Genomic DNA, 24,746 nt, shown 5'->3' with positions numbered 1-24,746 from the left:
TATCTGATTTCTTTGAGCACCATTAAAATTTATTTATGCCAACTTAATGCGTGTTCGAACGCACCGACGAAAGCGCTGCTCAACCGTCAGGCATTTTTCTCTTTCGGCAAATTCTCCACACGCGGGAGTATTTCGACGGTTTTAACCTCATGGTCGTTGTTCTTGGCCGCTTCAATCTGGCTGATCTTCAGGTTCCCGTTATACCGGCTCCCCATCTCAATCTCCAGGGCATCCGTCACAATGTCGCCATGGACGGTGCCGGTGGACTTTAAGATGATCTCCTTGCTTTTAATATTGCCCTTGATGTGCCCGAAAAGGATGATGTAGTCACTCTCCATGTTGCCTTCCACGAAGGCTTTCTCTCCCAGTATGATGCCCTGTTTCAATGAAATATTACCTTCCACTTTGCCCTCGATACGAATAACGCTTTCACCGTGGATGTCACCTTTAAAGACAATATCATTGCCAATAATCGTGTTGATGGGCATGGAGTCTAACTTGGAAACCCCGCCATTGCTCTTTCTTTCGTCTTTAATCATAATTTTTCTCTGTATCAAAATTTAAATATTTTTTTGGGTTGATTTTTTCCCCGTTAACGATGATCTCATAATGCAGGTGGGGGCCGGTGCTCCTGCCGGTGTTGCCCAGCAACCCGATCATCTGCCCGCTGCCCACCTGCTGTCCCTCTTCCACATGTATCTGTTGAAGGTGCGCGTAGAGCGTTTGCAGGGTTTCATTGTGCCTTATGATCACGCATCGCCCGAGCCCGCCTTTATGGCCGGCAAAAGAGACCACCCCCTCGCCGGTCGACCGGACGCTGTCCCCCACCCGCCCTCTGAAGTCTATCCCCGAGTGGAATTCCCTGCCGGTTCCCGTAAACGGGTTGCGGCGGTAACCGAATTCCGAGGTGACGGCACCCCCGTACGGCTTGCCCACGGGCAGCATGTTCAGTATCTCCTCCAGGCCTTCAATCTGTTCCTGGTAGAAGTTGGCGAACTCGTTGATATGGATGATGTCGAAGTCGGGCCCCACTCCTCCCATATTCTCTATCTTCAGCTTCTCCAGTCCCCTCTCCTCAAGGAATGAGTTGAGGCGGTATATTCCCGAATCGATGGAAGCGAAAGCGGTGAGCGCCTTGTTGACATCGATCTGGCTCCGGATATAGTTGGCCCTGTCGAGCCTTTCCCGGTAAAGCCGGCTGGTGTTCTGGTAGACCAGGAAACCGGAAACCCCAAAAAAAGCGACCACGAGTAATAATGAAAACACAGCATACTTCCGCCAATTCATAATGATATGGGTGGGAACCTGGCGGACTTTGCTTTCCTTTTCCTTGGAGTTGACAATCAGTATCGAGGTTTTATGTTTCATTGTGATGGCTTTATGATTTTTGAGGGGTCAGGGTAAAACGGGGGTCAGGGGGTATCCTGCAATCTGCTTTTGCGGGGCGGGGTTCCGTAACGCTTGGTGTAGATGTTCACCAAATGTGATATGCTCTTGAAGCCGTACATTTTGGCTATTGCCGTAATGGGTATATCCGAATTGGCCACCAATGAGTGGATCTCTTCCATTTTCCTGTCCAATATCCATTGGTAAGGTGTTTGCCCGAAACTTTTCTTGAAATGGCGCGTGAAAGTCTTTAAGCAATCGTAGCCGCAAAGCCTTGCCAGTTCATTCATGTTCCTTGCCGATGAGTAATTGCCCAACACCCTTTCTTCAAACCATTTGAATTTAGATGTACGCGGGATGAACTTCACAAGGACGATCTCATCATCGGGCGACGAGGTAACCCTGCTTTTTAGTCCGTCCGAGAAAGTAAACGTGCATGATGCCACATCCGTCAGCAAATATTTGCGTACGTCATTCTTTCTGTTATTTTTTGATTTGATGCCGTCCATACAATCTTCCATTGCTTAGGTGAATATTTTTAATGGCTGCGGCCAATGAGTGCCTTGTTGACATCGATCTGGCTCCAGATATAACCAATTCATAATTTTCATGATAGCTCCATAACCATCTGCATAATAGAAATAAGTTATAATTTTCTTGTTGCCAACCAATACGCATACCGGATCAGATGAATCTGACGGCCTATACGCTTCGGTTGTTTTATAAGGCGATAAGCAAATTCCAGATTGTGGTCAATCCACCAGCGGGGTGCACGTTCCACATGTCCCGTATAGACGTCCAGACTACCTCCCAGCCCCTGATAAATGGCTGAATGACATCTTTGCATCTCTTCCATCAAGAGTTCCTGTTTGGGAGATCCCATCGCAACAAATACCACATCCGGCTTTTTTACCATAATATCCTCTATCAGGATCACTTTTTCCTCTTCCGTCTTAATATATCCGTTCCGGAACCCTTTGATCTGAATCGCCGGAAAGTCTTTCTTCAGTTTTGTAACCGTTTCTTCGATTATTTGCTGTGTAGTTCCCACTAAGTAGAAAGATTTCTCAAGATAAAACCGTTGTACGATCTTCAACCATAATTCGCATCCCGGGATTTTACAGGCATCCGTGTATCCTTTTTGTCGTAAGGCCAATTGGGCACCGGCACCATCGCAATAGCCGACATTCCGGTTAATGATCGCCCTTGTTTCGTCCGTCGCATGAAGGATCTTTTCGGCATTTATCGCTACGAGGATACCTTTATATAAATCCGCATAGTCCAACAACGCTTCTTCGGAATTGAAAGGATGCAACTCAACTCCGTTTAATGATACTTTTTTGTGTGTCACGATGAAGAAATCAACTATTTAGATAGTATGACATTGCATTGAACATAAACGCATTGCTCCAACGCATATAAGAAATTCTGGAACTGAAGTGCGGTTTTATCTGATAATAGAAATATCCTTTCTTGTCCTGCATATTTTTTAATGTCCAACCCATTACCTTTTCAGCCAGTTGTTGCCAATCGCCAAACTTATCCAGTCTCGATAATACAACGAACAGTTGTCCAGGACAATGGATATCAATCGGGTAAATTCGATCATGATAATATTTTGGAGTACCACCAGCCAGAAAAAAATTGCGTATATAAAAATCGAATCCTTTGATGATATTTTTCTGAAAGGAGTAATCCCCGGTTAAATTCTGAAAAGTTTGCAAAGCCTCTAAATTATATCCGGTATGAAAACTGTCTATCCATGATTGTACGGGCAACATGCCATAGATCCACGAACCATCTTTATTTTGAGCTTCACAGCAGGCTTCTACCGATGCCCGGGCCAACCGTTTATATTCTTCGTTTTTTGTATAATGATAACAGACACTCAATATTTTACTTCCCAATAAAGAAGCATTGAAGACGGTATTGTTTCCGGATAACGGGCTATAAGAAAAAAGGAAACCGTTACCACACTCGGTTCTATGCAGATCATTAATCACAAAATCCGCTGCGGATAAAACTTCGCTCAGATAGGTTTTATTGCGGGTAATTTCGTAAGCTTCACACAAAGCAGCCACGGCAAAAGAAGTGGCGACCACAGTCGGGGTATTTTTAGGAAACAGGAATATACGCCGGGCCTGCCAATCGAAATTATAACCCCAACAAGCTCCGCTATATCCTTTATTTTGAAGGGACAGCAAAAGATTGGTCAGAGAGTGTATTTTTTCCGGTTCTTCCCGTTTTAATATGACTTAACAAAATAAATTTTACCTTTGTATCGTATGACAACAAGCGATATATTAGAAAGAATCTTACTGCCTATCAATGATTTATGGTGTGTAGACAATGTTCAAATAAATGAAGAAGAAAAATCTGTTTATGTTCACCTATCATATAAGTTTGATTTTGTAGAAATTGACGGAAGAGATTACCCCATTTACGATTATCGTCATGAGCGTAATTGGCGTCATTTGGATTTATGGCAATACAAGACCTATTTAACTGCACGTATTCCGCGCTATAAAATAGGCGGTGAAATCCGTTCCGTTGACGTTAGCTGGGCAGATACAGGTGAACGTCTGACGACTTTACTTGAAAAAAAACGATAGAAACTTTGTCTCTGACAAAAAGTCAAAGCCGCACAGCTAAACTTTTGTCATTGAGCCACTCACAAGTAAGCCGGATAATGCACCGCAGCGTATCTCGAGGGCTGGAACGTCGAGACAAAAGCGACATTTATCCACACCTGAGCATTGACGAGAAAGCAACCAAAAAAGGACATCACTATTTAAGCATCTTATCCGATGAGCGCGCCGGAGTAGTTATTGAGGTTGTATCGGGACGAACCAAAAAAAGCGTAGATGATTTATGCGTAAAACTTTCTCAAAAGCAGCGCAAATCCGTCAAGACCGTATGCACGGATATGTGGGATGCTTATATCTATGGCGCAAATAAGTATTTTAAGGAAGCTAAACTCTGTCATGACAACTTCCATTTGGTGGGCTATTTGAATAAAGCGGTAGATAAAGTTCGCAAGAGAGAAGTTAAAACAAACGATGCCTTAAAGAAGAGCAAGTATCTGTTTTTGAAGGATAAAATGAACTTTACCAATAAACAGTATATTGCTTTCGAGGCTATATCAAATGCCAATTATGAGGTTTCGAGAGCTTGGAGAGTAAAGGAAAATTTTAGAGACATCGCATTTCGCCAAAACCGGCTGGATGCCCTTGCCATATATTCCTTTTGGCGGCTGGATGCCCAAAGGGCGAATATTAAAGAAATGAATGAGGTAGTCGAGATGTTTGACAGACATCAAAACGGCATTGTAAACGCAATAGAAACAGGTGCCTCAAATGCAAGAGCAGAAAGGTTAAACAGTTCAATACAAGAGATAAAAACAATTGCCAGAGGATATAGAAATGATGATAATTTTAGAGTAGCAATTTTGTTTTTCCATGGAAATCTTGATATGTATCCATAAATGTTAAGTCATACTAAAACTTATAGAACCAAATAAGTATTACTTTGTTTCAACAACATATAGGGTCATTTTATGAATATTTATATATTAAGAATTTATTATTCAATATGAAAATATCACTTATAAAGGAAGTAATTTACAAATCCTTATCGAGTTAGCTTATTTTCTTAATAGATTTTTATTATCTAATATTATATTCTTCAATGATATAGATGTCTATTTATCTTTTTTCTATATAAAAATGTAAGTTTTTGTAATGTAATTTCAGGTTTCTTTCATATCTTTGTGAAAAATAAAGTCCTGTTTCTGGAGCAGAATAGGGTATTTTAACCATTCACAATTTCTTCCATTTCTTCCCGGAACAGGTCAATTGAACACAGAGATTATTTTATGGTTTGCTTTGTCTATGACCGAATTATCCAAGGATGAAAGATAAATTCGTGTTATATTTTCGGAAGAATGTCCCATCCCCGCGCTGATAACCGATAAAGGAATATTGCTGTCACGTGCTGTTGTTGCCCAGGTATGACGCGGTGTATATGACGAAAGAGGAATGTCATATCCCAACATTTCAGACAACCGTTTCAATTGTTTATTATAATAACTCAAAGCGTTTTGATATTCACGGTACGCCTGCTTTTCATCGGTACTCGTAATAATGGGCAAAACATACGGTGTATGGATTGTCTTTTCCTGGTAGCGGTCTATGATCTCCTGTAGACAAGGTTCCACCTTGATACTTAGCCGTATTCCGGTTTTTCTCCGGATGTAAGTTGCAACTCCATGCTGGATATCGGATTTTTGCAAATAGGCCATATCCACGAACGCCATTCCCCGCAAATAGAGACTGACTAAAAAGAGATCGCGGGCATAAGCCAAAACCGGGATTTCTGTCAGGTCCAGTTTTTTTAACTGTTTGATGATTTGTTTGTCCACTGCCCGTTTACGAGTGGTATCTATACCCGTGTATACTTTCCGGAAAGGATTCCCGGCCGGGACCAATCCGTCGGACACAGCCGAATTATAAACCGCACGCAGGACACGCATATAAAATGAGCTGCTGTTCCGTTTTATTTTACGCTGACGGAGCCATTGTTCATATTCACTGATGAGTATTTCGGTACATGCGGGAAATGGTAAATATTGTTTGCCCAGGAATGCCGCAAAACTACGATATGCCCGCCGGTAATTAAGTGCCGTTCCATGAGCATTTTCCTCTTCTAATCTGCCTATACGTTTTTCCATGTATAAGAAAAAATCTTCTTCGGCAGGTATAAGCGCGCGGAACGCAAAAGCGATATCGGCTACATCATAAGGAACGCCGAAGGCCTCTTTCCGGGAAATGATGTCATGAAGAACGGCCAGATCGGCATTTATTGCCCTTTGTGCGGCCAACAGAAAAGAGACTTTTTCTCCGTTAATACGGACACGTGCATTCTGTGTATCCCATTCATGAGAATATAGTTTTATGGAAGATGTCAGTTGGACATGCTGTCTGCGATGAATAACCTGATAATAAATCGACCCGGCTTTGCCCGGTACGGTCGATATTCTTAATTTTACACGAATTGTTGCCATAGTACAATATTTTTTAATCCAAAAAATATACATGCAACAATCATACAAAATCTCTCTCCAAAAGGTCACAAAGGGGTATTTTCGTCCGAAGAGGCAAAAGAGATGTCAACAGGGCATAATAGAAATACAGATAAATCTGTTTTCCGACTGTGTTGCTTACCGAAATAGTTAGTACATTTGCCTATCCGGCCAATGACATTGATAACAATAATATGTTTATATATCTAACTCATTGAAAATATTTACTATGAACAGAAGAAATTTTATCAGGAGCGCCTCCATACTCTCCACGCTGACTGTTTTAAAGCCTGAAATAGTTTTTGCCACAAACAACAATTCCGCGGTAAGGATCGGATTAGTGGGATGCGGCAACCGTGCTGCAGGTATTCTTGGAAGTATGTCGGAAAATGCCAATATCCGTGTCGTTGCGTTGGCCGATCTTTTTGAAGACAAATTAGAGCAAGGTATTGCTTTTGCCAATACGCTCAATCAGAAAAGGAATTATGCTCCAGTCGGGAAAAACAACACCTACTCCGGCCATGACGCGTACCTCAGATTATTGGAGAACAAGGATGTGGATGCAGTCATTATCGCCTCCCCGGGTTATTCACATCCACAGATGCTGGAAGATACGGTTGCCGCCGGGAAACATGTCTATTGTGAGAAACCGATGGCCATAGATGCCGACGGCTGCCAACAGATTATAAAAACAGCGCGAAATATAGGGAATCGTCTTTCGGCATTCGACGGCTTCCAGGTCAAGTTCGCCACTCCCTATGCTGAGATGGGCAAAAGAATAAAAAGAGGGGATATCGGGGAGATCGTCACGGTACAGTTATATTATTTCTCATCGGGTGCGCCCATCATTCCACATGAAGGGATGTCATACGACGAAATGCGTATCCGTAACCACTATCATTTCCATGAAATATCAGGCGGCTGCTATCTGGACCAGGCCATCCACATGATCGACACCTGTAACTGGATATTGGATACTACTCCAATATATGCCATAGGGGACGGCACCAAAAAAGGGAGCCCCGATTTCGGGAATGCATGGACGAATTACCAGGTGATCTATAAATATCCGGGCGACATAAACGTGTCGGTACATTCTGCAAAATTCGGGAAAGTCTTCGGGGATGTATGCGCCCGGTTCATTGGCACGGAAGGTATTGCAGAAGCCCACTACAGTGGCGGCGTTTTCATTAATGGCACACACAAATGGGATTCGGGAATCGTACGTTCTGCAGCAGAGCTCACACCGGAATCGATCGCCCAAGGAGCGAGCTCCTCTTCACTCGACGATGCTGACCCCAATAAGGGAAAAGCATTTATCGACAGTATTATCACCGGGAAATATCTCAACCAGTTGGAATCGGGTTGTAACTCCACCCTCACGGCTATCCTGGGAAGAGAAGCTGCTTCGAAACAAGAGAAAGTGACATGGGATGAACTGGTTTACACCCCACATAGAATTGACCCGAATCTGGACTTAAAACAATTTACAGGAAAGTGAACGTGAGAAAAATATTGGCAGGAAAACGGTAAAAGCAAGGAGGAAGAACAGTCATTATTCTTCCCCTTTGTTTTCTTTTTTGGCACCGGGTGCCGCCTTTTTAGGGGAGAGCATGATTGACATACGCTTACCTTCCATGATAGGCATATATTCTACCTTGGCATACTCTTCCAGATCGTTGGCGAAACGTAACAACAATACTTCTCCCTGCTCTTTGAACAGGATAGAGCGCCCTTTAAAAAATACAAATGCCTTCACTTTTGAACCTTCGTTCAGAAAGTTCATGGCGTGTTTCAGTTTAAAGTTGTAGTCGTGATCATCGGTCTGGGGGCCGAAACGGATCTCTTTCACCGTCACCTTTACCGATTTAGCCTTCTGTTCCTTTAACTTTTTCTTTTGCTGGTATACAAATTTCTGGTAATCGATTACCCTGCAGACAGGCGGCTTTGCCGTAGGAGCTATTTCGACAAGGTCTAACTCCTGCTGTTCCGCAATTCTTAAAGCCTCCCTCGTGGGATAGATGCCTTCCTGCACATTGTCTCCTACTAACCGGACTTCCGGTACCCGGATACGCTCATTGATCCGATGTTGCTCTTTTGAGTCTTTTCTCATTCAAAAATTTTAAAAATTAAAAATGAATAATTAAGAATGAATAGTTAAGAGTCGGAATTTTAATTCTTAACTTTTAATTCTTAATTTCCACGATTCATCATTTCTTCCACTTCACGGGAAATTTCTTCGGCAAATGTACTCAATTTTACCGAACCTTTGTCTTCCCCACCCTGTTTTCTTACCGAAACTTCTTCATTTTCCACCTCTTTCTCGCCTACAATCAGCAAATAAGGGATACGCTTTAATTCATTGTCACGAATCTTACGACCCACCTTTTCGTTACGGTCGTCTACCTCGGCACGGATATCGAATTTCTTCAACTCCTTCACCACGTCGAAGGCATAATCGTTGAATTTCTCGCTGACCGGGAGCACTACTACCTGGGTAGGAGTGAGCCACAGCGGGAACTTACCGGCAGTATGCTCGATCAATACCGCCACAAAGCGTTCCATCGATCCAAATGGCGCACGATGGATCATCACGGGACGATGCTTTTGGTTGTCGGCGCCGGTGTATTCCAGTTCGAACCGCTCCGGCAGGTTATAATCCACCTGAATGGTACCTAACTGCCAACGGCGCCCCAACGCGTCTTTCACCATAAAATCGAGTTTGGGGCCGTAGAAGGCAGCCTCACCCAATTCCACTTTTGTTTTCAATCCTTTCTCTTCACATGCTTCTATAATGGCCCGTTCTGCTTTTTCCCAGTTTTCATCCGAACCGATATATTTTTCCTTATCGTCGGGGTCACGAAGCGATATCTGCGCTTCGAAGTTAGCGAAGTCCAATGCGTTGAAGATGATGAAGATGATATCCATCACTTTCAGGAATTCATCTTTCACCTGATCGGGCGTACAGAAGATATGCGCATCATCCTGCGTAAAGCCCCGCACGCGGGTCAGCCCGTGCAATTCACCGCTCTGCTCGTAGCGATACACCGTCCCGAATTCCGCCAACCGCAACGGCAGGTCTTTATAGGAACGGGGAAAAGCTTTATAGATCTCGCAGTGATGCGGGCAGTTCATCGGTTTCAACAGGAATTCCTCCCCCTCTTCAGGAGTTTTGATCGGCTGGAACGAATCCTTGCCATACTTGGCATAGTGCCCTGATGTCACATAGAGCTGTTTATGTCCGATATGGGGCGTGATCACCTGCTCGTAATCGAACTCGCGTTGTATTTTCTTCAGGAAGTCTTCCAGGCGAAGACGCAGTTGGGTACCCTTGGGTAACCACAAAGGAAGTCCCGATCCCACGGTCTGTGAGAAATGGAATAATTGGAGATCCTTGCCAATCTTACGGTGATCACGTTTCTTGGCTTCTTCCAGCATCACCAGATATTCATCCAGCATTTTTTTCTTGGGGAAGGTAATGCCATAGAGCCGTGTCAACTGGGGACGTTTCTCATCGCCGCGCCAGTAAGCGCCGGCAGCAGATAATATCTTTACCGCCTTGATATAGGAGGTATTGGGAAGGTGAGGCCCACGACACAAGTCGGTAAAACTTCCCTGGGTGTATGTGGTGATAGTGCCGTCTTCCAGTTCGTTGATCAGCTCTACCTTGTAATTTTCATCCCGGTCGGAAAACATACTGACAGCATCGGTTTTGGAGATACTCTTTCGTACGATATCTTCCCTGGCGGCGATCAGTTCCATCATCTTCTTCTCGATGGCCGGGAAGTCGGACTCTTTGATACTCACTCCTTCACCCGGATCCACATCGTAGTAAAACCCGTTTTCTATGGCGGGGCCTATACCGAATTTTATGCCGGGATAGAGTATCTGCAGTGCTTCCGCCATCAGGTGGGCAGACGAGTGCCAATAGGCATGTTTACCCTCTTCATCTTCCCATTTCAGTAACCGGACAGAGGCGTCGTGTCCAATCGGTCTTGTCAGATCCCATGTCTCACCATCCACACTCGCGGCAAGCACTTCCTGTGCCAGCCGCGGGCTGATACTGTTTGCAATCTCTATTCCTGTCACTCCTTTTTCATATTCCCTTACCGATCCGTCGGGAAAAGTAATCTTTATCATAATTTATGCCCTATTAGCTGAATAAAAACGTGTATTCTCACGTTTAAGAATACAAAAATAGTGATTTTTGTTGTAGTAAACCACATTTACAAATTTACAAATGCATGATTTTGCCTGTTAACCCACAAAGAAAAGCGGGCATGTTATTGCATCCGCTTGATGATACTATACGATTGCACAATCCCCAGTTCACCGGCTTTACGAAGATCATCAAGCCCGTCACGTGTTTCACCAATGGACAGACGCGATATACCCCGGTTGAAGTAGGCTTCAGCAAATTGAGGTTCCAGTTCAATCGCTTTGGTGTAGTCAGCAATAGCTGCACGGTAGTCTTTCTCAAGACTGAAAATCTCGGCACGGTTGTAATAAGCATACATAAAATTGGGATTCAGGCGGATAATCGCCTCATACTCCCTGAGTATCTCCTCATATTCAATCGATTTGGTAGAGATATCCGGTAATCTGGGTTTACCGGATATACCACTGCTGCCGGCAGATCCGGGGAGATCAATCCCTGTACTTCTGTCCATCATGATCGGATCGCTTTGCAGGCGGTCATATTCCACCTGCTTGGAACGGATTACAGCCCACGCAAAATGGGCGACCAACATTTTTGGGTTCATCTCAATAGCCCGCCTCATATCTTTCAAGGCATTCTCATAATCCTGCACCAACATAAAATCCATTCCCCGCCCGAAATAGAGCGAAGCATCGCCCGGCTCCCTGTCGATCCTGGCGGAATAGTTATCGATTGAACGGAAGTGCGTCTGTACCTGAAGTTCATTCAACGGCGCATCCCTGTTTGTCATCTTCAGCAACCAACTTAATCCAAGCTCACTATTTGCCTGATCCATTGTTTCGGAGTAATATACGGGACGGCGTACTTCAAAATCACGTTCATAGTAAGTCAGCACGAACCGCGGTTCCGGCTCGATAGGAGCACTGATATTTTGCACTCTTCCCCTGCTCTGACGCTGGTATTTTGTGTTTTCCGATTCTCCCTTGTCGGCTACCACCAAGAGATTGAACTTCTCAATATCGCGGTCGGCCTGCTCACGGGTATCTTTACTTTCCGACCTTTCCCTTGCCTGTTTGAAAGGTTCAGGATCCGCGGTTGCCACCTTACGGGCTTTAGACTCTTCGGCCCTCGCAATCATATAATCTTGCTCAGATCCCCGCAAGTCATTCAGCTCACGCTTCAACTGCGAACGCATATAATAACCGGTAAAGAAATCGGGATGCTCTTCCAGCACGACATTGAGGTCGCTCAAGGCGCCGGCCTTATCACCCACCTCGTTGTGCAGCATCGCCCTGTTCAGGTAAGCGATAGTATTTTCCGGATCCAGCTCGATCACCTTGTCGAAATCACGTATCGCCCTGTTATTATCGGCAACCTGTGCACGCAGAAGACCTCTGTTAAAACGGGCAATAAGGTTGTTTTCATCCATTTCTATCACCCTGTCGTAATCAGCCATCGCTCCACGCAGATCATTCAGATGATACTTCACCAATCCCCGGTTGATATAATTTCCTTCAAAATAGGGATCTAACCTGATCGCTTCATCCAGATCGGCAAGAGAACTATTATAGTCTCCCTGTTGAAAATGAAGCAATCCACGGGCTGCAAAGGTCTGTGCAGTATATGGATCCTTCTCTATCGCTGTATTCAGGTCGGCCATCGCCTTCGTGGTATCCTCCATCTGGATATACATGTGTGAACGGGCAAGGTATCCTGGGGTATAATCCGGGAAACGTCGTAAAAGCACATCAAAAAACTTCTCTGCAATATCATATTGCTTCAGTTCAATATTAACGATACCCATATTGACCAGTGTAAGCCTGTCTTCGGGATAAAATTCAAGGCTTCTCTGGTAATCCGTGGCAGCTTCCTCATATTTTTCCTGATTCTGGCGTGCAGCACCCCGCAACTGATAAGCAGCCGTATAGTAGGGATTACGCACCAGGCAGTTACTTGCATCTTCTTCCGCTCCCTGGAAATCATCGAGCATGAACTTAGCTACTGCCCTGAAATAATAGGGATCGGCCAGATAAGGCTTTGCTGTGATTACCTGGTTAAAATACTGTATGGCCAGCACGTAATCTTCAAAATATAGCGCATTCTTCCCGATCATCATCACACGGTCGGTATTGACCTGTGCCGATGTCGTGAGCGATGCGAGCAAAATAAAGGCAGCAATGATCGTTTTCTTCATCTTTAATCCTTTCAATGTGCGAATATATAGATTTTTCAGGAAATACTCTCTATTATCCGGCTTCCGCTATCGGTTTCCCGTACCGATAGCTTGACGGCATTCTCCGGTAATACCTGTTCCACGAGTTCCGGCCATTCGATAAAACAAGTATAACCGCTGTAGAGATAATCTTCGTAACCAAAATCGAATACCTCTTCAAGTTTATGGATCCGGTAGAAGTCAAAATGATAAATAGGTTCCCCGTCGCCTCCCCTGTACTCATTGATAATGGCGAACGTGGGGCTGGCAACAGTCTCTTTTACGCCAAGCGCCTGACAGACCGCCTTGATAAAAGTAGTCTTTCCGGCTCCCATACCCCCGTAAAAGGCAAAAACAGTATGATCACCCATTTGACCGATAAATTCCCGTGCCGCCGGTTGAAGTGCCTCTAAACTTTTTATTTCGATTCGCATAGTAATTTGAATAATGGGCCAATGTGAATAATATAATTGGTAATTAATAATTAGTAATTGGTAATTTCGAATCCAATGTTATAACCGGAATCACCATCTCCTCCATAGAAATACCTCCATGCTGAAAGCTATTTTCATAATAGGACTGATAGTGATTGTAGTTGTTGGGATAGACAAAAAAGTCATCATTCACTGCAAAGATATAACGGGTACTCATATTGGGTGACGGTAATCCGGCATTTTCGGGTCGGATCATATCGAATAGCCTCCTGGGATCATACCCGAGATTCTTACCCAATTTATAACGGAGATTTACGGCGGTCTCCCTGTCCCCCACCACTTTTATTCCTTTCTTCACTCTTATAGAGCCATGGTCGGTGGTGAGCACCACTTTATACCCTCTTTTCGCAATCTTCTCCAGCAGCGCCGGCAAGGGGGAATGCAGGAACCATGATTTGGTAAGTGAACGGTATGCCGATTCGTCAGGCGCAAGTTCTTTGATCATCCTCGACTCAGTACGCGCATGCGAAAGCAGGTCGATAAAATTGAATACCATTATATTCAGATCATATTTTTCCAACTCCATGAACCGGGTGACCAACTTTTCGCCCTCCTGATTCCTGTTGATCTTATGATAAGAGAAATTACAATTCCTGCCAAGACGTGTCAGATGCTCCCTAATAAATAACTCTTCATAAAGATTCTTCCCTTCATCCTCTGAGTCATATACCCAAAAATCGGGGAACATTCCCGACAATTGCTTCGGCATTAGTCCCGAAAAGATGGCGTTTCTGGCATAAGGAGTAGCGGTAGGCAGAATGGAGAAATAGAGATCTTCACTACAGATAAAAAAATCACTCACAACATCCTTTACCATCTTCCACTGATCGAAACGAAAATTATCAATCAGAATAAAAAAGAGCTTCTCTCCTTTGTCGACAGAAGGGAATACAAATCGCTGAAAGAGGTCGGGGCTCATCACAGGACGGCCAGGATGGTCACGGCCCTCCATAATCCAGCTTTCGTAGCTTCTGCGGATAAATTTTGCAAACAGACGATTCGCCTCTGCCTTCTGCGCTACCAGTGTCCCACTCATCGGATTCTGCGTTTGATCCAACCTGAGTTCCCAAAATACCAGTTTTTTATACACTGATATCCAATCGTCTGCGATCCGGCAATCTCCTATCTCAGCAATCAGAGGATTAAAAAGATCCCTGTATTCTTGTGTGACTGCCTCCGTCATGCGCTCATCCTGCTCGAGAATCTTCTTGATGCTCATCAACACCTGACTGGGCTTGACCGGTTTGATAAGGTAATCGGTTATCTTTTTTCCTATAGCGCGATTCATTATACCTTCATCCTCGCTTTTGGTAACCATCACCACAGGCATTTCAGGGTAGGATGAATGCAGTTCCGACAGGGTTTCCAGGCCGGACAGGCCTGGCATTTGTTCATCCAGAAAAATAATATCAAAGCGTTGTGAACGGCAGAGTTCAATCGCATCACGCCCATTATTGACACACTGCATCCCATATCCTTTTTCTTCCAGAAAAAGGATATATGGTTTCAGGAGATCTATCTCATCATCTACCCAGAGCAACCGTGCTTTGACCATCCGTTTGAGTCCTCTTAATCTACTTGTTATCGGAAATTAAACAAATGTATCTATTTCCGCGATATCTCACAATTTTTTTACTTTTTTTGGGACTCCATCCTGAGTATACGGAATTTTATAGACCATCATTCTATTTATCGTATGAAAAAGCTTATATTTGTAGCTATTGAACTCTTAGAGCAGAAATAAGGGTTGCTTTGGTTTACAGAACACAGATGAGGATCAACTTTAATGAACTTTATAATTTAAATTTATCCAGATGCAAGCAAAACTATCAATTATTATCCTATTAGCCTTTTTGGCAGTAAGTTGCGGACAACAGTCCGGTGAGATTTTCAATGGCAAGGACTTGTCGAACTGGAATTTTGTCGTCGAAAACAATGCGGTACCGGGAGACCAGGTATACACAGTGAAGGAGGGAGTGATCTCGATAAAAGGCGAGCCGCTCGGTTACATGTATACAAAAGAGAAGTACCGCAATTTCACGCTCGAACTGGAATACCGTTGGGCGGGAGAAGCAAGCAACAGCGGTGTTTTCATTCTGATTGAAGATCCTGCAAATCCATTCCCCAGGGGGATAGAATGCCAGTTAATGGCCGGAAAGGCCGGTGATTTCGTATTACTGAACGGCTCCGACCTGAACGAGTACACGCTGCCCGAAGGAGTAACGGAGCGACCAAAATTTCCTGTGATCGGGAAACAAAACCCTTCGAGCGAAAAGCCAACGGGAGAGTGGAACAAAGTACAGGTGACAGTGATAGACGGTGCCATCTCCGTGTACATCAACGATGTATTGCAAAACGAAGCGACCAGCACAGTAAAAGAGGGACACATAGGCCTCCAGAGCGAAGGCAAAGAGGTGCAGTTCCGTAATCTGGTACTGCGGGAAGCGTAGGAAAGTGGGAAATATGAATTTATCAGCTGCAACAAGACAGTATATTGACCTGGAAGAGAAGTACGGGGCACACAATTATCATCCTCTGCCGGTAGTACTATCCCGTGGGAAAGGGTGTTATGTCTGGGATGTGGATGGAAAGAGATATTTCGATTTTCTATCGGCTTATTCCGCGGTAAATCAGGGACACTGTCACCCTAAGATTGTAAGGGCCCTGAAGGAGCAGGCAGAGAAACTTTGCCTTACTTCCCGCGCCTTTTACAACGATACACTGGGGCCATACGAAAAGTTTATTCATGATTATTTCGGTTATGACAAGGTATTGCCGATGAACAGTGGCGCCGAGGCGGTGGAGACGGCTCTGAAACTGGCCAGAAAATGGGGTTATCTAAAAAAAGGCATTCCTGCAGCAGAAGCCATCATTATAGCCTGTGAAGGCAATTTTCACGGCAGGACTATCTCTATTGTCTCTGTCTCCACCGATCCGGATGCCCGTGCCGATTATGGTCCCTATACCCCCGGTTTCGAGGTGATACCCTATAATGATCCGGAAGCACTTGCTGCCGTGTTGGAAGGGAAAGCGGATTCCATTGCCGGTTTTTTGGTGGAACCTATCCAGGGGGAAGCAGGTGTAAATGTTCCTGACGAAGGTTATCTCAGGAGTTGTCACGAACTCTGTAAAAGGCATAACGTGCTTTTCATTGCCGATGAAGTGCAGACCGGAATTGCCCGTACCGGCCGGAAACTCTGTTGCGACCATGAAGGGATCCGCCCCGACATTGTAATCCTTGGTAAAGCCATTTCAGGGGGTGTACTGCCTGTCTCTGCCGTTCTGGCTGATGATGGGATCATGCTCACCATCCAACCCGGTCAACATGGATCCACTTTTGGAGGGTTCCCTCTCGCCTGCAAGGTAGCAACCGCAGCATTGGAAGTAGTGGAAGAGGAAAAACTGGCTGAAAAAGCCGGATACCTGGGCCAGATCTTCCGTGAAGAGATGGAGAAGATAGGAAGTCCGTTCATCAGGCAAGTGAGAGGAAAAGGGTTGCTCAATGCAGTCGTCATAGAACCGTATAACGGCAAACAGGCGTGGGATGTCTGCCTGAAGATGGCTGAAAACGGGCTGCTGGCAAAACCGACCCACAATCACATCATCCGTTTTGCACCACCGTTAGTGATCACTGGAGAGGAGCTGAAGGAAGCGATTGGTATTATCAAGGAGTCAATCAAGTCCCTGGAAACTACTTAAAGTAAGGTAAAAAAGTGGGAAGGTGGATTTTCAACTTTCAACTTTCAACTTTCAACTTTTAGTTTTTAGTTTTTAACTATATAAATCTTATGCAGACAACATCCAAAATATTGATGGTGCGCCCTTTCAGGTTTGCCTTTAACGAAGAGACGGCACAGAACAATTTTTTCCAGCAGGAGGGGAAATCCGATTCTGTAGCAGTCAAAGCGCTTGAAGAATTTGATGCCTTTGTGAATCAACTTCGCGGTAAAGATGTAGATGTGACGGTTGTACAGGACACTCCCGAACCGTGGACTCCCGATTCGGTTTTCCCAAACAACTGGTTTTCGTCTCATATCTCCGGCGAATTGGTGCTCTACCCTATGTTCGCCGAGAACCGCAGGCAGGAAAGAAAACGGGAGGCGTTGGGCTTACTGACCAGAAAGATGAATCACCGCAAAGTGATTGACCTGACACACTGGGAGAAGGAGGATGAATTCCTGGAAGGCACGGGAAGCATGGTATTCGACCGGGACAAACAGACCGCATACTGTTGCCGTTCACCACGCACCTCGGAGAAAGTATTGGCGGATTTCTGTGCCCGAATGAATTACGATGCAGTGGTGTTTGATGCAACCGATAAAAACGGGAACCTCATCTACCATACCAACGTGATGATGGCGGTGGGTAACCAGGTAGCGATTGTCTGCCTCGAGTCGATCAAAGACGATAATGAACGACAGAAAGTGGTTTCCAGACTGACTTCCGCCGGAAAGATCATTGTCGATATCTCTTTGGATCAGGTAGCCCGGTTCGCGGGTAACATGCTAGAGGTAAAGAGCCGGAACGGTCATCCTATCATGGTGATGTCGGCTTCCGCCCGTAATGCCCTTACCGCGCCACAGGAAACCATCATATCTACCTACAACACCATTTTATCCGTGCCGTTATCGACGATCGAGACAAACGGAGGAGGATCGGCGCGATGTATGATAGCCGAAATTTTTTATTAAAACAGAAGCTTTTACATTTTTTTTATTTACTTTGCACAATATCGTTTTTTTACGATACAAATAATTTTCAACCCTATTTAATCAAAAAACTATGTCATTCAGATCAGAACTAAAAGAATTCTTAATGCGCGGCAGCGTAGTAGACATGGCCGTGGGTATCGTGATCGGCGGGGCTTTCGGGAAGATCGTCACATCTTTTGTGAACGACATTCTTATGCCTCCGCTCGCGTTGGTCTCAGACCAAGGGCAATTCGTAGACCTGAAGCTTGTTTTAAGACAGGCGGTAATGGAAGGGGCGGAAGTAGTTAAGCCTGCCGTTACCTGGAATTACGGCGCTTTCATTCAGACGATCGTCGACTTCGTGATCATCGGCACGGCCATTTTCATGGTGATCAAAGCGATGAACTCCCTGAAGCGCAAGAAAGAGGAAGCACCTGCACCTCCTCCCGAACCGACCAAGGAAGAGACATTATTGACGGAAATCCGTGACTTGTTAAAGAACAAGTAGTTAAAAAGCATACCATGTTATCCGGAGCGAAGCGGGCCAATAAATTTACCAAAACTGAAAATCCGCAACGCCCCGGGACAGGGTAGCTGATAATCCGCAAAAGAATTACTGGATCTCCGGAAGGTATTTCCAGTAACGTTTTGGCATGTGCTGCCGTTGCAGTTTAAGATTGATACGCTCCTTAATTGTGATACTCTGAAAATATTCTTTCCACATTTTTTGAAAAAAAGCCTCTTCGTCAGAGAGCTTCTCATTGTCGAGTTTGCCTGATTTTAGTTCCACAAGGTCTTTTTGAGAGAAGGTTATCTCCTGCACTGTATGCGTATCATAGTATAGGCCTGTATTTCGCACGGTATCGTAAATAATCCAGGGTTGGCCGGCATAGCGCGATTTAAAATGCGGCACGATCAATGAAAGCACATTATAACGTGGAGAAACAGGGGCAAACCAGATGCCGTCGGCCGTCTCCTGAAAACGTACGAACTGGATCAGTTTCCGGGCATCGGTACCCACCTTCTGTGCGATATCCTTGATACGAAGTACGTCATCATCTCCGAAATTCATTTCAATCCCCTGAGGATGATCGATATTTTTACGGATATACCGGAAAAGCAACATTGTTGTTTCCGGCAATTCCGATAACCAAACGCTCAGCAACATATTTTGTGCGAATTTCGATATTTTTTTCTCCAGTCCTTTCCAGACCCGCTTCGATTTCTCTTTTTCGGTATCTACATAGTACTGCTCATCTATAAACAGAGGCTTTTGATCGAATTCAGAAAGGATCAGATCGGGAAATTTTCTTTGCTCATACGCAAAGAAAACACATGAAAGTAATCCGTCGAAAGTATTATCGTATGTAAAAACAATCATTATTCCACCCTTATAGAGATTTTTGACGATTGAACTCCTTTTGCCTTTGCTTCAAGGGTAAGCGTTCCGCCAGTTTCTCCGGCCTGCACAATGGTGGTGAGTTGCCCGTTGAAAAGCGGCATCTGCGGAAGGTGGAACATATCCAGGCATGTGGGGTCTCCATTGGCGGCAGCACGGTATTCCCCTGCACCGCTCACCGTGAAACGGATCATTCGGTCATCTAATGGACATAGGTTGCCGTCTTTGTCCACCACACGCACATTTACGTAAGCCAGGTCTTTCCCGTCAGCCGATAGCATATTCCGGTCGGGGATCAGCTCGATCCTATGGGGCTTACCTGCCGTACGAACCACTTTCTCCTCTGTTTTATTTCCGTTTTCATCGTAAGCAACGACCTTCACTTCCCCTGGTTCATAACACACATCCATCCACATCAGACGATATCTTTCCGTTAAGGAATTATTATTTTTTGTACGCTTTCCCTGGCTTTTCCCATTAATAAAAAGTTCGGCGGAGGGATAACTCGTATACACAAACACCGGGGTTACTTCTCCTTCGCGTCCTTTCCAGTTCCAGTGCGGGAGAATATGTAGCGTAGCTTCGTCCCTGTTCCAGATACTTTTGTACAGGTAATAGCGGTCTTTAGGAATACTTGCAAGGTCTATAATTCCAAACATGGAGCTGTGATTAGGCCATGCATCGGTGTCATAGGGCGAAGGCTCTCCCAGGTAATCAAAACCTGTCCAGACAAATTGCCCCAGTGTCCAGTGATAATCGTCAGCCAGAGCAAAATCTTCATCGGGGATATTCGACCAAAAGCAATATTCGAGATCATAGGAAGAGGACTGGTGATCGTCATAAAGCGCATCGGCTTTTTTCTCCACGGGGAACTTGTATACGCCACGGGAACTGACGGTGGAAGCGGTTTCAGAACCCAACACCAGATTTTGCGGAAGTCTTTCATATGCCTCCACATAACGGTGGGTTCGATAATTGAATCCGGGAATTTCAACCACCGCTGCAAACCCGTTGTCCAGCACACAACTGACCTGGTCCATTCCGGAAGTGACGGGACGGGTAGGATCTTCCCGGTGGCAAATATCCTGGAGGAAACGAGCCACCTTATAACCGTCGCTGCTGCATTGTGTCGGTACTTCATTACCGATACTCCACATGACTACGGAAGGGTTATTCCGGAAATGGCGCAACATATTCACCATATCTTTTTCCGCCCATTCGTCGAAGAACCGGTGGTAACCATTTTTGCATTTGGCAACATCCCATTCGTCAAAATTCTCCACGATCATCATAAAACCCATTTCATCGCAAAGTTTGACCAATTCCGGCGCAGGCATATTATGGGAAGTACGTATAGCATCGCATCCCATCTCTTTGAGGAGTGTCAGCTGGCGACGTAGAGCAGCTTCATTGATAGCCGCGCCCAAAGGGCCGAGGTCATGGTGGTTGCAAACTCCCTGAAATTTCCGCTGCTCACCGTTCAGGAAAAAACCCTTGTCGGCGATAAACCGGATATCCCGGATACCGAAACGGGTCGTATATTCGTCACTCTTTGTACCGTCAACAAATAGGGTGGACGTAGCCGTATAGAGGTAAGGCGTTTCGGGCGACCATAACCTGGGATTCTCCACGATAAAGTTCTGCTCAAACGGGCGTCCGTGGTCGAGTTGCTGTGTATTATCCTTCGTTGCCACCACCTTGTTATCCATATCCCTGATCTCCGTAACAATCCGTATGTTTGCATGATCGCCCGCTATTTCCGTCCGCAGGCGTACAGAGGCATATTCTTCTGACACAAAAGGCGTCGTGATATACGTTCCCCAGACAGGGATATGAGCCTTATTGGTTTGTATCACATGCACATTGCGGTAAAGTCCGGCCCCCGGATACCAACGAGAAGACTCCGGTTTATTCTCAAGCCGTACGGCAAGCAGGTTATTCTTACCGTCGACATGCAGCACTTCAGTGACATCGCAATGGAAAGCATTATACCCGTAAGGCCAGAAGCAGACCTCTTTCCCGTTTACATATACCCTTGCTTCGCTCATCGCACCGTCGAACTTCAGGGTAACGATTTGTTTTTCGGACTGGAAGTTTTCCACATCAAAAAAAGTACGGTACCAGCCAGTTCCCATATAGGGAAGGCCACCCGTGCGGCCGGTCTTTACCGTCGGCACCCTCTCCCCGTTCTGTATAATAGCTACTTCCTGAAGATCATGCTTCCGGTCGAATGGTCCGTAGATTGCCCAATCGTGAGGGATCCTTACCTCCTCCCAGTTTTTGTCATTAAAATCGTCGCTTATCGCTTGGGGGAAATCTCCTTTACTGAATCTCCAGTTCTTTTCCAACAGGAATTCGGTACGTTGTTGAGCATAAAGAGAAACTGTCAGAAAAAAGAAAATGATAAAAAATACAGACAATACGGCTCGTTTCATACGATTATTTTATTTTCTATATTTCGGTATATGGAACCTTTGATGACTGAAATAATCATGTCAGTCTCATACAATAATAATTTCAATTCAAAGCTTGAATGCGTCCAATGCTACGGTAGGGCGTCCGTTTTCATCGAAAGCGCCGAGGGTATATCCCTTCCAACCTCCATACGACTGGGGTTCCCAGTAGAAGACGCCTAAACAGCGATCATCTTCTATGGCTTTCGCTTTGGTGATCAGGTCTGCCAGGAAATCATGGCAGGCCTCCGCCTCATCCCATGGCATACCGACTTCGCAAATCATCACTTCCGAGTCGTAGCGGCTGATCATATCCCGTATGTTCGCAATACAATCAGCGTTCGTTTGTTGCCATGAGTCCGCTGCAGGATAGAGTGACATGCCGATCACATCCCATTTTCCGCCGTTATTCTTCAGTCCGTCGAATAGCCAGCGATAAAGGTCGTTATCATGCCCCCCATGCAAATGTACAATAACTTTCGCATCGGGAAACACCTCTTTTACGGCATCGTATCCGGCATTATTCAAGTCAGCATAATTTTCCATATTTACGGAAGCTTTTCCCTCTTCCCAAAGCATCCCGTTACCTGTCTCATTGCCTACCTGAATCCATTCGGGAGTGATATCATGCGCTTTCAGTTCGTTGAGTATCTCTCTTGTATGGTCGCCCACAGCTTCCTGCAACTCGTCCATATCCATATCCGTCCAGGCAGCAGGTTTTGTCTGCTGTCCGGGATCCGCCCACGTATCGCTGTAATGAAAATCTATCATCAGGCGCATGCCGAGGTTATTCGCACGGAACGCTTTTACCAGCAGGTCGCTCTTGTTGCACCATCCATCGACGGGATCGACCCATACCCGTAACCGGATAGAATTCATACCCAGTTCACGGAGTAAAGCCATACATTCTTTTTCACGATCATTACCGTCATAAAATTTAATACTGCTTCGTTCCATTTCGGTGAGCCAACTGACATCCGCCCCCTTGGCAAATCCACTCATATCGTATAGAGGAGGCTCCGGATATACCGGCTTATCGTCGCTGCTGCAGGCGGTAAGGGCGATCAACGCCCATACCGTATCCAGGAATATATTTTTTATGTTCATACGATTATTTTATTTGTTTACACTATCCTCACATTATCACATCATTCAATGGCATATGTCCGGTTGATAAGGTCTACCGTAATAGCGTAAGTCCCTGCTGGCCAACTGTTACTGTCGGGAATATCGTTACCACCATACTGTAATTTCCCGTCGCTGCCGCCAAAGAGAATATCCCAGTTATTCCGGATAAGGTAAATTTTAAATCCGTAGGTCGAAGCGCCTCTCACGGTAATACTTCCGGAATAGACACCCGGGACGGAGGTCGCCGCAAGTGTCTGATCGAACTCCCATTTATCGTCCAATCCGTTCACATATACATAGTCGCCTGCCTCAGTCAGTGCATAGGCGAGGTTTTTCAACGACAGGTCGAAGAAATAAACACCCGGTACAGGAGCGGCAATATTGTTCTGGCCCTGGAATTCCAGCGTTCCGGAATAGGCATCGCCTCCGGCTTGCGTGTACACGTCACCCCAATTGTCTTTCTCTATTCCAACCTGGTATCCCCATAGTGAATGTACATTCAGCACGCCGGCATAAGCCAGATTGTCCTCATCATAAAGATACAACTTATTATCGAAATTCCAGCTTCCTCCTGTGATACCGTCATCGATACCGATCATATAGACCTCCTGGCTGACGTGATCTGGCTCTTCCGATCCGCTCGTCACTTCACACGTCCAGTTTTTCGGATCGCTCAGGTCCAGGATCAACGTACATTCCCCTGCTGCGGGGATCTGTACGGAAACAGCACCTGCCACTCCGGCCAATACAAGTTTCCCGTTTTCCTGTGCAAAAGCGATGGTCACTTTATCGGCAGCGGGAGCGCTGTCACCTGTCTCGTAATTATACTCATCTCCCTGTCCGCTCAACCGGATCGTTGCCGTACCGGCAGAAGCGGCATTGAAAACATAGTACCATCTCGTATTGGGGCGATCAAACGTCATCTCGCCGGTGATATCCCCACTCACCTCCAATACCGGCAGATAAATAGCCGACCAGCGTTTACGCACAGTATTGACCTCTGTATAATAACAGCCGCCCGGCTCGGGATACCAGAAGTTCCAGCTACCTTCTTCGGAAGAAGCCAGGAAAGTAGACCCGTCTGCCGCAAGATTTCCCCATACCTTTCCGTCACCCTCTTCCATAAAGAAGTTGTACCACGAAGTAGCGCCGATAAATCCAGCATATACCCCATTCGCATCTGGAGAAGCCAGTGTAAGACCTGTTTGTTTTTTGTCCTTATCCAATATAAACCCGATAGTCATATCGATCAGATAGGGCGTGATATTGACTTTCTTTATTTCGCTGTATACCGATTCGATGTTGGGGGCTATGCTTCCGCGCAGACGGAAGTAGACAGGAGTCGCCACATCGGGTACAAGTCCCAGATTCTTGGCGATGGCATTCAACTCTGCACCGGTATAAGCTTTCGATTCCCCGGTACCTTCGGTTTCAATCACGTCCGACGAAAAATCTTCCTTCGTAGATAGCTGCAGGTATGCCGTAAACAGATCGGGAGCTCCCATATTCGGGTTGCTCACTACCAGCGTACTGTTTTTCCATGCGGCGGAGAGCACGATCTTCGAAGAATTTTCCTTACTTAACGTGATATCGGTTTCGGTAAGGACAAATTGACTCTCTTCCAGCCCCGAAAGATATATTTTATCTCCGTCTTCTTCGCAGGCGATCAAAAGCAGAAGCAGTAGAACGACGGCCGGATATTTTTTCAGTACATGTAATATATTCATATGATTAAAAATTAGAC

21 protein-coding genes and 1 pseudogene are annotated in these 24,746 nt (G+C 45.4%); 7 read left to right on the top strand and 15 right to left on the bottom strand.

What is annotated here, in order from left to right:
• Window positions 1-86: 86 nt before the first annotated feature.
• The 5 genes and pseudogenes from PSM36_RS00965 to PSM36_RS00945 all read right to left on the bottom strand — a co-directional run.
• A complete protein-coding gene (locus tag PSM36_RS00965; protein ID WP_076928397.1) occupies window positions 87-539 on the bottom strand; it encodes a bactofilin family protein in 453 nt (150 codons plus the stop codon).
• On the bottom strand, window positions 532-1,368 hold the full coding sequence (locus PSM36_RS00960; RefSeq protein ID WP_076928396.1) for a M23 family metallopeptidase: 837 nt from the start codon (window positions 1,366-1,368) through the stop codon (window positions 532-534). The genes PSM36_RS00965 and PSM36_RS00960 overlap by 8 nt, the downstream gene beginning before the upstream one ends.
• Before the next feature lie 44 nt (window positions 1,369-1,412).
• A complete protein-coding gene (locus PSM36_RS00955) occupies window positions 1,413-1,907 on the bottom strand; it encodes an AraC family transcriptional regulator (RefSeq protein ID WP_232001492.1) in 495 nt (164 codons plus the stop codon).
• Between the two features lie 125 nt (window positions 1,908-2,032).
• Window positions 2,033-2,737, bottom strand: a complete 705-nt coding sequence (locus PSM36_RS00950) for a WecB/TagA/CpsF family glycosyltransferase (protein ID WP_076928395.1) — start codon at window positions 2,735-2,737, stop codon at window positions 2,033-2,035.
• A 10-nt stretch (window positions 2,738-2,747) separates the two neighbouring features.
• Window positions 2,748-3,602, bottom strand: a pseudogene (locus PSM36_RS00945) (delta-aminolevulinic acid dehydratase); the annotation flags it as partial.
• Window positions 3,603-3,671: 69 nt separating this feature from the next.
• Between PSM36_RS00945 and PSM36_RS00940 the strand changes: the two are divergent.
• Window positions 3,672-3,998, top strand: coding sequence for a transposase family protein (locus tag PSM36_RS00940; RefSeq protein ID WP_076928393.1), 327 nt, complete (start codon window positions 3,672-3,674; stop codon window positions 3,996-3,998).
• A 5-nt stretch (window positions 3,999-4,003) separates the two neighbouring features.
• Window positions 4,004-4,870, top strand: coding sequence for an ISL3 family transposase (locus PSM36_RS00935; protein ID WP_161947535.1), 867 nt, complete (start codon window positions 4,004-4,006; stop codon window positions 4,868-4,870).
• A 366-nt stretch (window positions 4,871-5,236) separates the two neighbouring features.
• Here the strand turns inward: PSM36_RS00935 and PSM36_RS00930 are convergent, their stop codons facing one another.
• Window positions 5,237-6,448, bottom strand: a complete 1,212-nt coding sequence (locus PSM36_RS00930) for a tyrosine-type recombinase/integrase (protein ID WP_076928391.1) — start codon at window positions 6,446-6,448, stop codon at window positions 5,237-5,239.
• 247 nt (window positions 6,449-6,695) lie between these two features.
• On the opposite strand from PSM36_RS00930, the gene PSM36_RS00925 reads away from it, so the two are divergent.
• Window positions 6,696-7,967, top strand: coding sequence for a Gfo/Idh/MocA family protein (locus tag PSM36_RS00925; RefSeq protein ID WP_076928390.1), 1,272 nt, complete (start codon window positions 6,696-6,698; stop codon window positions 7,965-7,967).
• Window positions 7,968-8,021: 54 nt separating this feature from the next.
• Here PSM36_RS00925 and infC read toward each other — a convergent pair whose 3' ends face one another.
• The 5 genes from infC to porX form a co-directional block, all read right to left on the bottom strand.
• The gene (gene infC / locus PSM36_RS00920; protein WP_076928389.1) at window positions 8,022-8,579 is read right to left on the bottom strand and encodes a translation initiation factor IF-3; all 558 of its coding nucleotides are present in this window, start codon (window positions 8,577-8,579) and stop codon (window positions 8,022-8,024) included.
• Between the two features lie 80 nt (window positions 8,580-8,659).
• The gene (gene thrS / locus PSM36_RS00915; protein WP_076928388.1) at window positions 8,660-10,606 is read right to left on the bottom strand and encodes a threonine--tRNA ligase; all 1,947 of its coding nucleotides are present in this window, start codon (window positions 10,604-10,606) and stop codon (window positions 8,660-8,662) included.
• Window positions 10,607-10,749: 143 nt separating this feature from the next.
• Entirely contained in the window at window positions 10,750-12,819 is a 2,070-nt protein-coding gene (locus tag PSM36_RS00910) for a tetratricopeptide repeat protein (RefSeq protein ID WP_076928387.1), read from the bottom strand.
• 35 nt (window positions 12,820-12,854) lie between these two features.
• Window positions 12,855-13,271 (bottom strand): tRNA (adenosine(37)-N6)-threonylcarbamoyltransferase complex ATPase subunit type 1 TsaE, encoded by a 417-nt coding sequence (tsaE, locus tag PSM36_RS00905; RefSeq protein WP_076928386.1) that lies wholly within the window; start codon window positions 13,269-13,271, stop codon window positions 12,855-12,857.
• Between the two features lie 43 nt (window positions 13,272-13,314).
• A complete protein-coding gene (porX, locus tag PSM36_RS00900; protein ID WP_076928385.1) occupies window positions 13,315-14,886 on the bottom strand; it encodes a T9SS response regulator signal transducer PorX in 1,572 nt (523 codons plus the stop codon).
• 259 nt (window positions 14,887-15,145) lie between these two features.
• Between porX and PSM36_RS00895 the strand changes: the two genes are divergently transcribed.
• From PSM36_RS00895 to mscL, 4 genes are all read left to right on the top strand, one after another.
• Window positions 15,146-15,781, top strand: a complete 636-nt coding sequence (locus PSM36_RS00895) for a 3-keto-disaccharide hydrolase (protein WP_076928384.1) — start codon at window positions 15,146-15,148, stop codon at window positions 15,779-15,781.
• Window positions 15,782-15,794: 13 nt separating this feature from the next.
• The gene (gene rocD / locus PSM36_RS00890; protein ID WP_076928383.1) at window positions 15,795-17,030 is read left to right on the top strand and encodes an ornithine--oxo-acid transaminase; all 1,236 of its coding nucleotides are present in this window, start codon (window positions 15,795-15,797) and stop codon (window positions 17,028-17,030) included.
• 89 nt (window positions 17,031-17,119) lie between these two features.
• Window positions 17,120-18,022, top strand: a complete 903-nt coding sequence (gene ctlX / locus PSM36_RS00885; RefSeq protein WP_076928382.1) for a citrulline utilization hydrolase CtlX — start codon at window positions 17,120-17,122, stop codon at window positions 18,020-18,022.
• A gap of 91 nt (window positions 18,023-18,113) precedes the next feature.
• Window positions 18,114-18,530 carry a large-conductance mechanosensitive channel protein MscL gene (mscL, locus tag PSM36_RS00880; RefSeq protein ID WP_076928381.1) on the top strand — a complete coding sequence of 139 codons (417 nt, stop codon included), beginning with the start codon at window positions 18,114-18,116 and terminating at the stop codon, window positions 18,528-18,530.
• Between the two features lie 105 nt (window positions 18,531-18,635).
• Here the strand turns inward: mscL and PSM36_RS00875 are convergent, their stop codons facing one another.
• The 4 genes from PSM36_RS00875 to PSM36_RS00860 form a co-directional block, all read right to left on the bottom strand.
• Window positions 18,636-19,403, bottom strand: coding sequence for a TIGR03915 family putative DNA repair protein (locus PSM36_RS00875; protein WP_076928380.1), 768 nt, complete (start codon window positions 19,401-19,403; stop codon window positions 18,636-18,638).
• The gene (galB, locus tag PSM36_RS00870) at window positions 19,403-21,856 is read right to left on the bottom strand and encodes a beta-galactosidase GalB (protein WP_076928379.1); all 2,454 of its coding nucleotides are present in this window, start codon (window positions 21,854-21,856) and stop codon (window positions 19,403-19,405) included. Before galB ends, PSM36_RS00875 begins: the two co-directional genes overlap by 1 nt.
• 87 nt (window positions 21,857-21,943) lie before the next feature.
• Complete coding sequence (locus PSM36_RS00865; RefSeq protein ID WP_076928378.1) at window positions 21,944-22,981, bottom strand: glycoside hydrolase family 53 protein; 1,038 nt, start codon at window positions 22,979-22,981, stop codon at window positions 21,944-21,946.
• Window positions 22,982-23,022: 41 nt separating this feature from the next.
• Window positions 23,023-24,729: a DUF5114 domain-containing protein gene (locus PSM36_RS00860; RefSeq protein WP_083710870.1), complete on the bottom strand. Its 1,707-nt coding sequence runs from the start codon at window positions 24,727-24,729 to the stop codon at window positions 23,023-23,025.
• Window positions 24,730-24,746 lie beyond the last annotated feature (17 nt).

The sequence above is a fragment of the Proteiniphilum saccharofermentans genome, assembly GCF_900095135.1.
Taxonomy (GTDB): Bacteria; Bacteroidota; Bacteroidia; order Bacteroidales; family Dysgonomonadaceae; genus Proteiniphilum; species Proteiniphilum saccharofermentans.
The sequence above is the reverse complement of the archived record's forward strand: the minus strand, read 5'-3'. Positions and strand labels throughout refer to the sequence as shown.

What these genes read in the sequence shown, in the direction of transcription:
- PSM36_RS00925 (WP_076928390.1), top strand. Translation starts at nt 6,696, where the DNA reads ATGAACAGAAGAAATTTTATCAGGAGCGCCTCCATACTCTCCACGCTG.
- PSM36_RS00875 (WP_076928380.1), bottom strand. Translation starts at nt 19,403, where the DNA reads ATGATTGTTTTTACATACGATAATACTTTCGACGGATTACTTTCATGT.
- thrS (WP_076928388.1), bottom strand. Translation starts at nt 10,606, where the DNA reads ATGATAAAGATTACTTTTCCCGACGGATCGGTAAGGGAATATGAAAAA.
- PSM36_RS00930 (WP_076928391.1), bottom strand. Translation starts at nt 6,448, where the DNA reads ATGGCAACAATTCGTGTAAAATTAAGAATATCGACCGTACCGGGCAAA.
- porX (WP_076928385.1), bottom strand. Translation starts at nt 14,886, where the DNA reads ATGGTCAAAGCACGGTTGCTCTGGGTAGATGATGAGATAGATCTCCTG.
- PSM36_RS00965 (WP_076928397.1), bottom strand. Translation starts at nt 539, where the DNA reads ATGATTAAAGACGAAAGAAAGAGCAATGGCGGGGTTTCCAAGTTAGAC.
- PSM36_RS00955 (WP_232001492.1), bottom strand. Translation starts at nt 1,907, where the DNA reads ATGGAAGATTGTATGGACGGCATCAAATCAAAAAATAACAGAAAGAAT.
- infC (WP_076928389.1), bottom strand. Translation starts at nt 8,579, where the DNA reads ATGAGAAAAGACTCAAAAGAGCAACATCGGATCAATGAGCGTATCCGG.
- PSM36_RS00895 (WP_076928384.1), top strand. Translation starts at nt 15,146, where the DNA reads ATGCAAGCAAAACTATCAATTATTATCCTATTAGCCTTTTTGGCAGTA.
- PSM36_RS00865 (WP_076928378.1), bottom strand. Translation starts at nt 22,981, where the DNA reads ATGAACATAAAAAATATATTCCTGGATACGGTATGGGCGTTGATCGCC.
- PSM36_RS00940 (WP_076928393.1), top strand. Translation starts at nt 3,672, where the DNA reads ATGACAACAAGCGATATATTAGAAAGAATCTTACTGCCTATCAATGAT.
- mscL (WP_076928381.1), top strand. Translation starts at nt 18,114, where the DNA reads ATGTCATTCAGATCAGAACTAAAAGAATTCTTAATGCGCGGCAGCGTA.
- tsaE (WP_076928386.1), bottom strand. Translation starts at nt 13,271, where the DNA reads ATGCGAATCGAAATAAAAAGTTTAGAGGCACTTCAACCGGCGGCACGG.
- galB (WP_076928379.1), bottom strand. Translation starts at nt 21,856, where the DNA reads ATGAAACGAGCCGTATTGTCTGTATTTTTTATCATTTTCTTTTTTCTG.
- PSM36_RS00960 (WP_076928396.1), bottom strand. Translation starts at nt 1,368, where the DNA reads ATGAAACATAAAACCTCGATACTGATTGTCAACTCCAAGGAAAAGGAA.
- PSM36_RS00860 (WP_083710870.1), bottom strand. Translation starts at nt 24,729, where the DNA reads ATGAATATATTACATGTACTGAAAAAATATCCGGCCGTCGTTCTACTG.
- ctlX (WP_076928382.1), top strand. Translation starts at nt 17,120, where the DNA reads ATGCAGACAACATCCAAAATATTGATGGTGCGCCCTTTCAGGTTTGCC.
- PSM36_RS00910 (WP_076928387.1), bottom strand. Translation starts at nt 12,819, where the DNA reads ATGAAGAAAACGATCATTGCTGCCTTTATTTTGCTCGCATCGCTCACG.
- rocD (WP_076928383.1), top strand. Translation starts at nt 15,795, where the DNA reads ATGAATTTATCAGCTGCAACAAGACAGTATATTGACCTGGAAGAGAAG.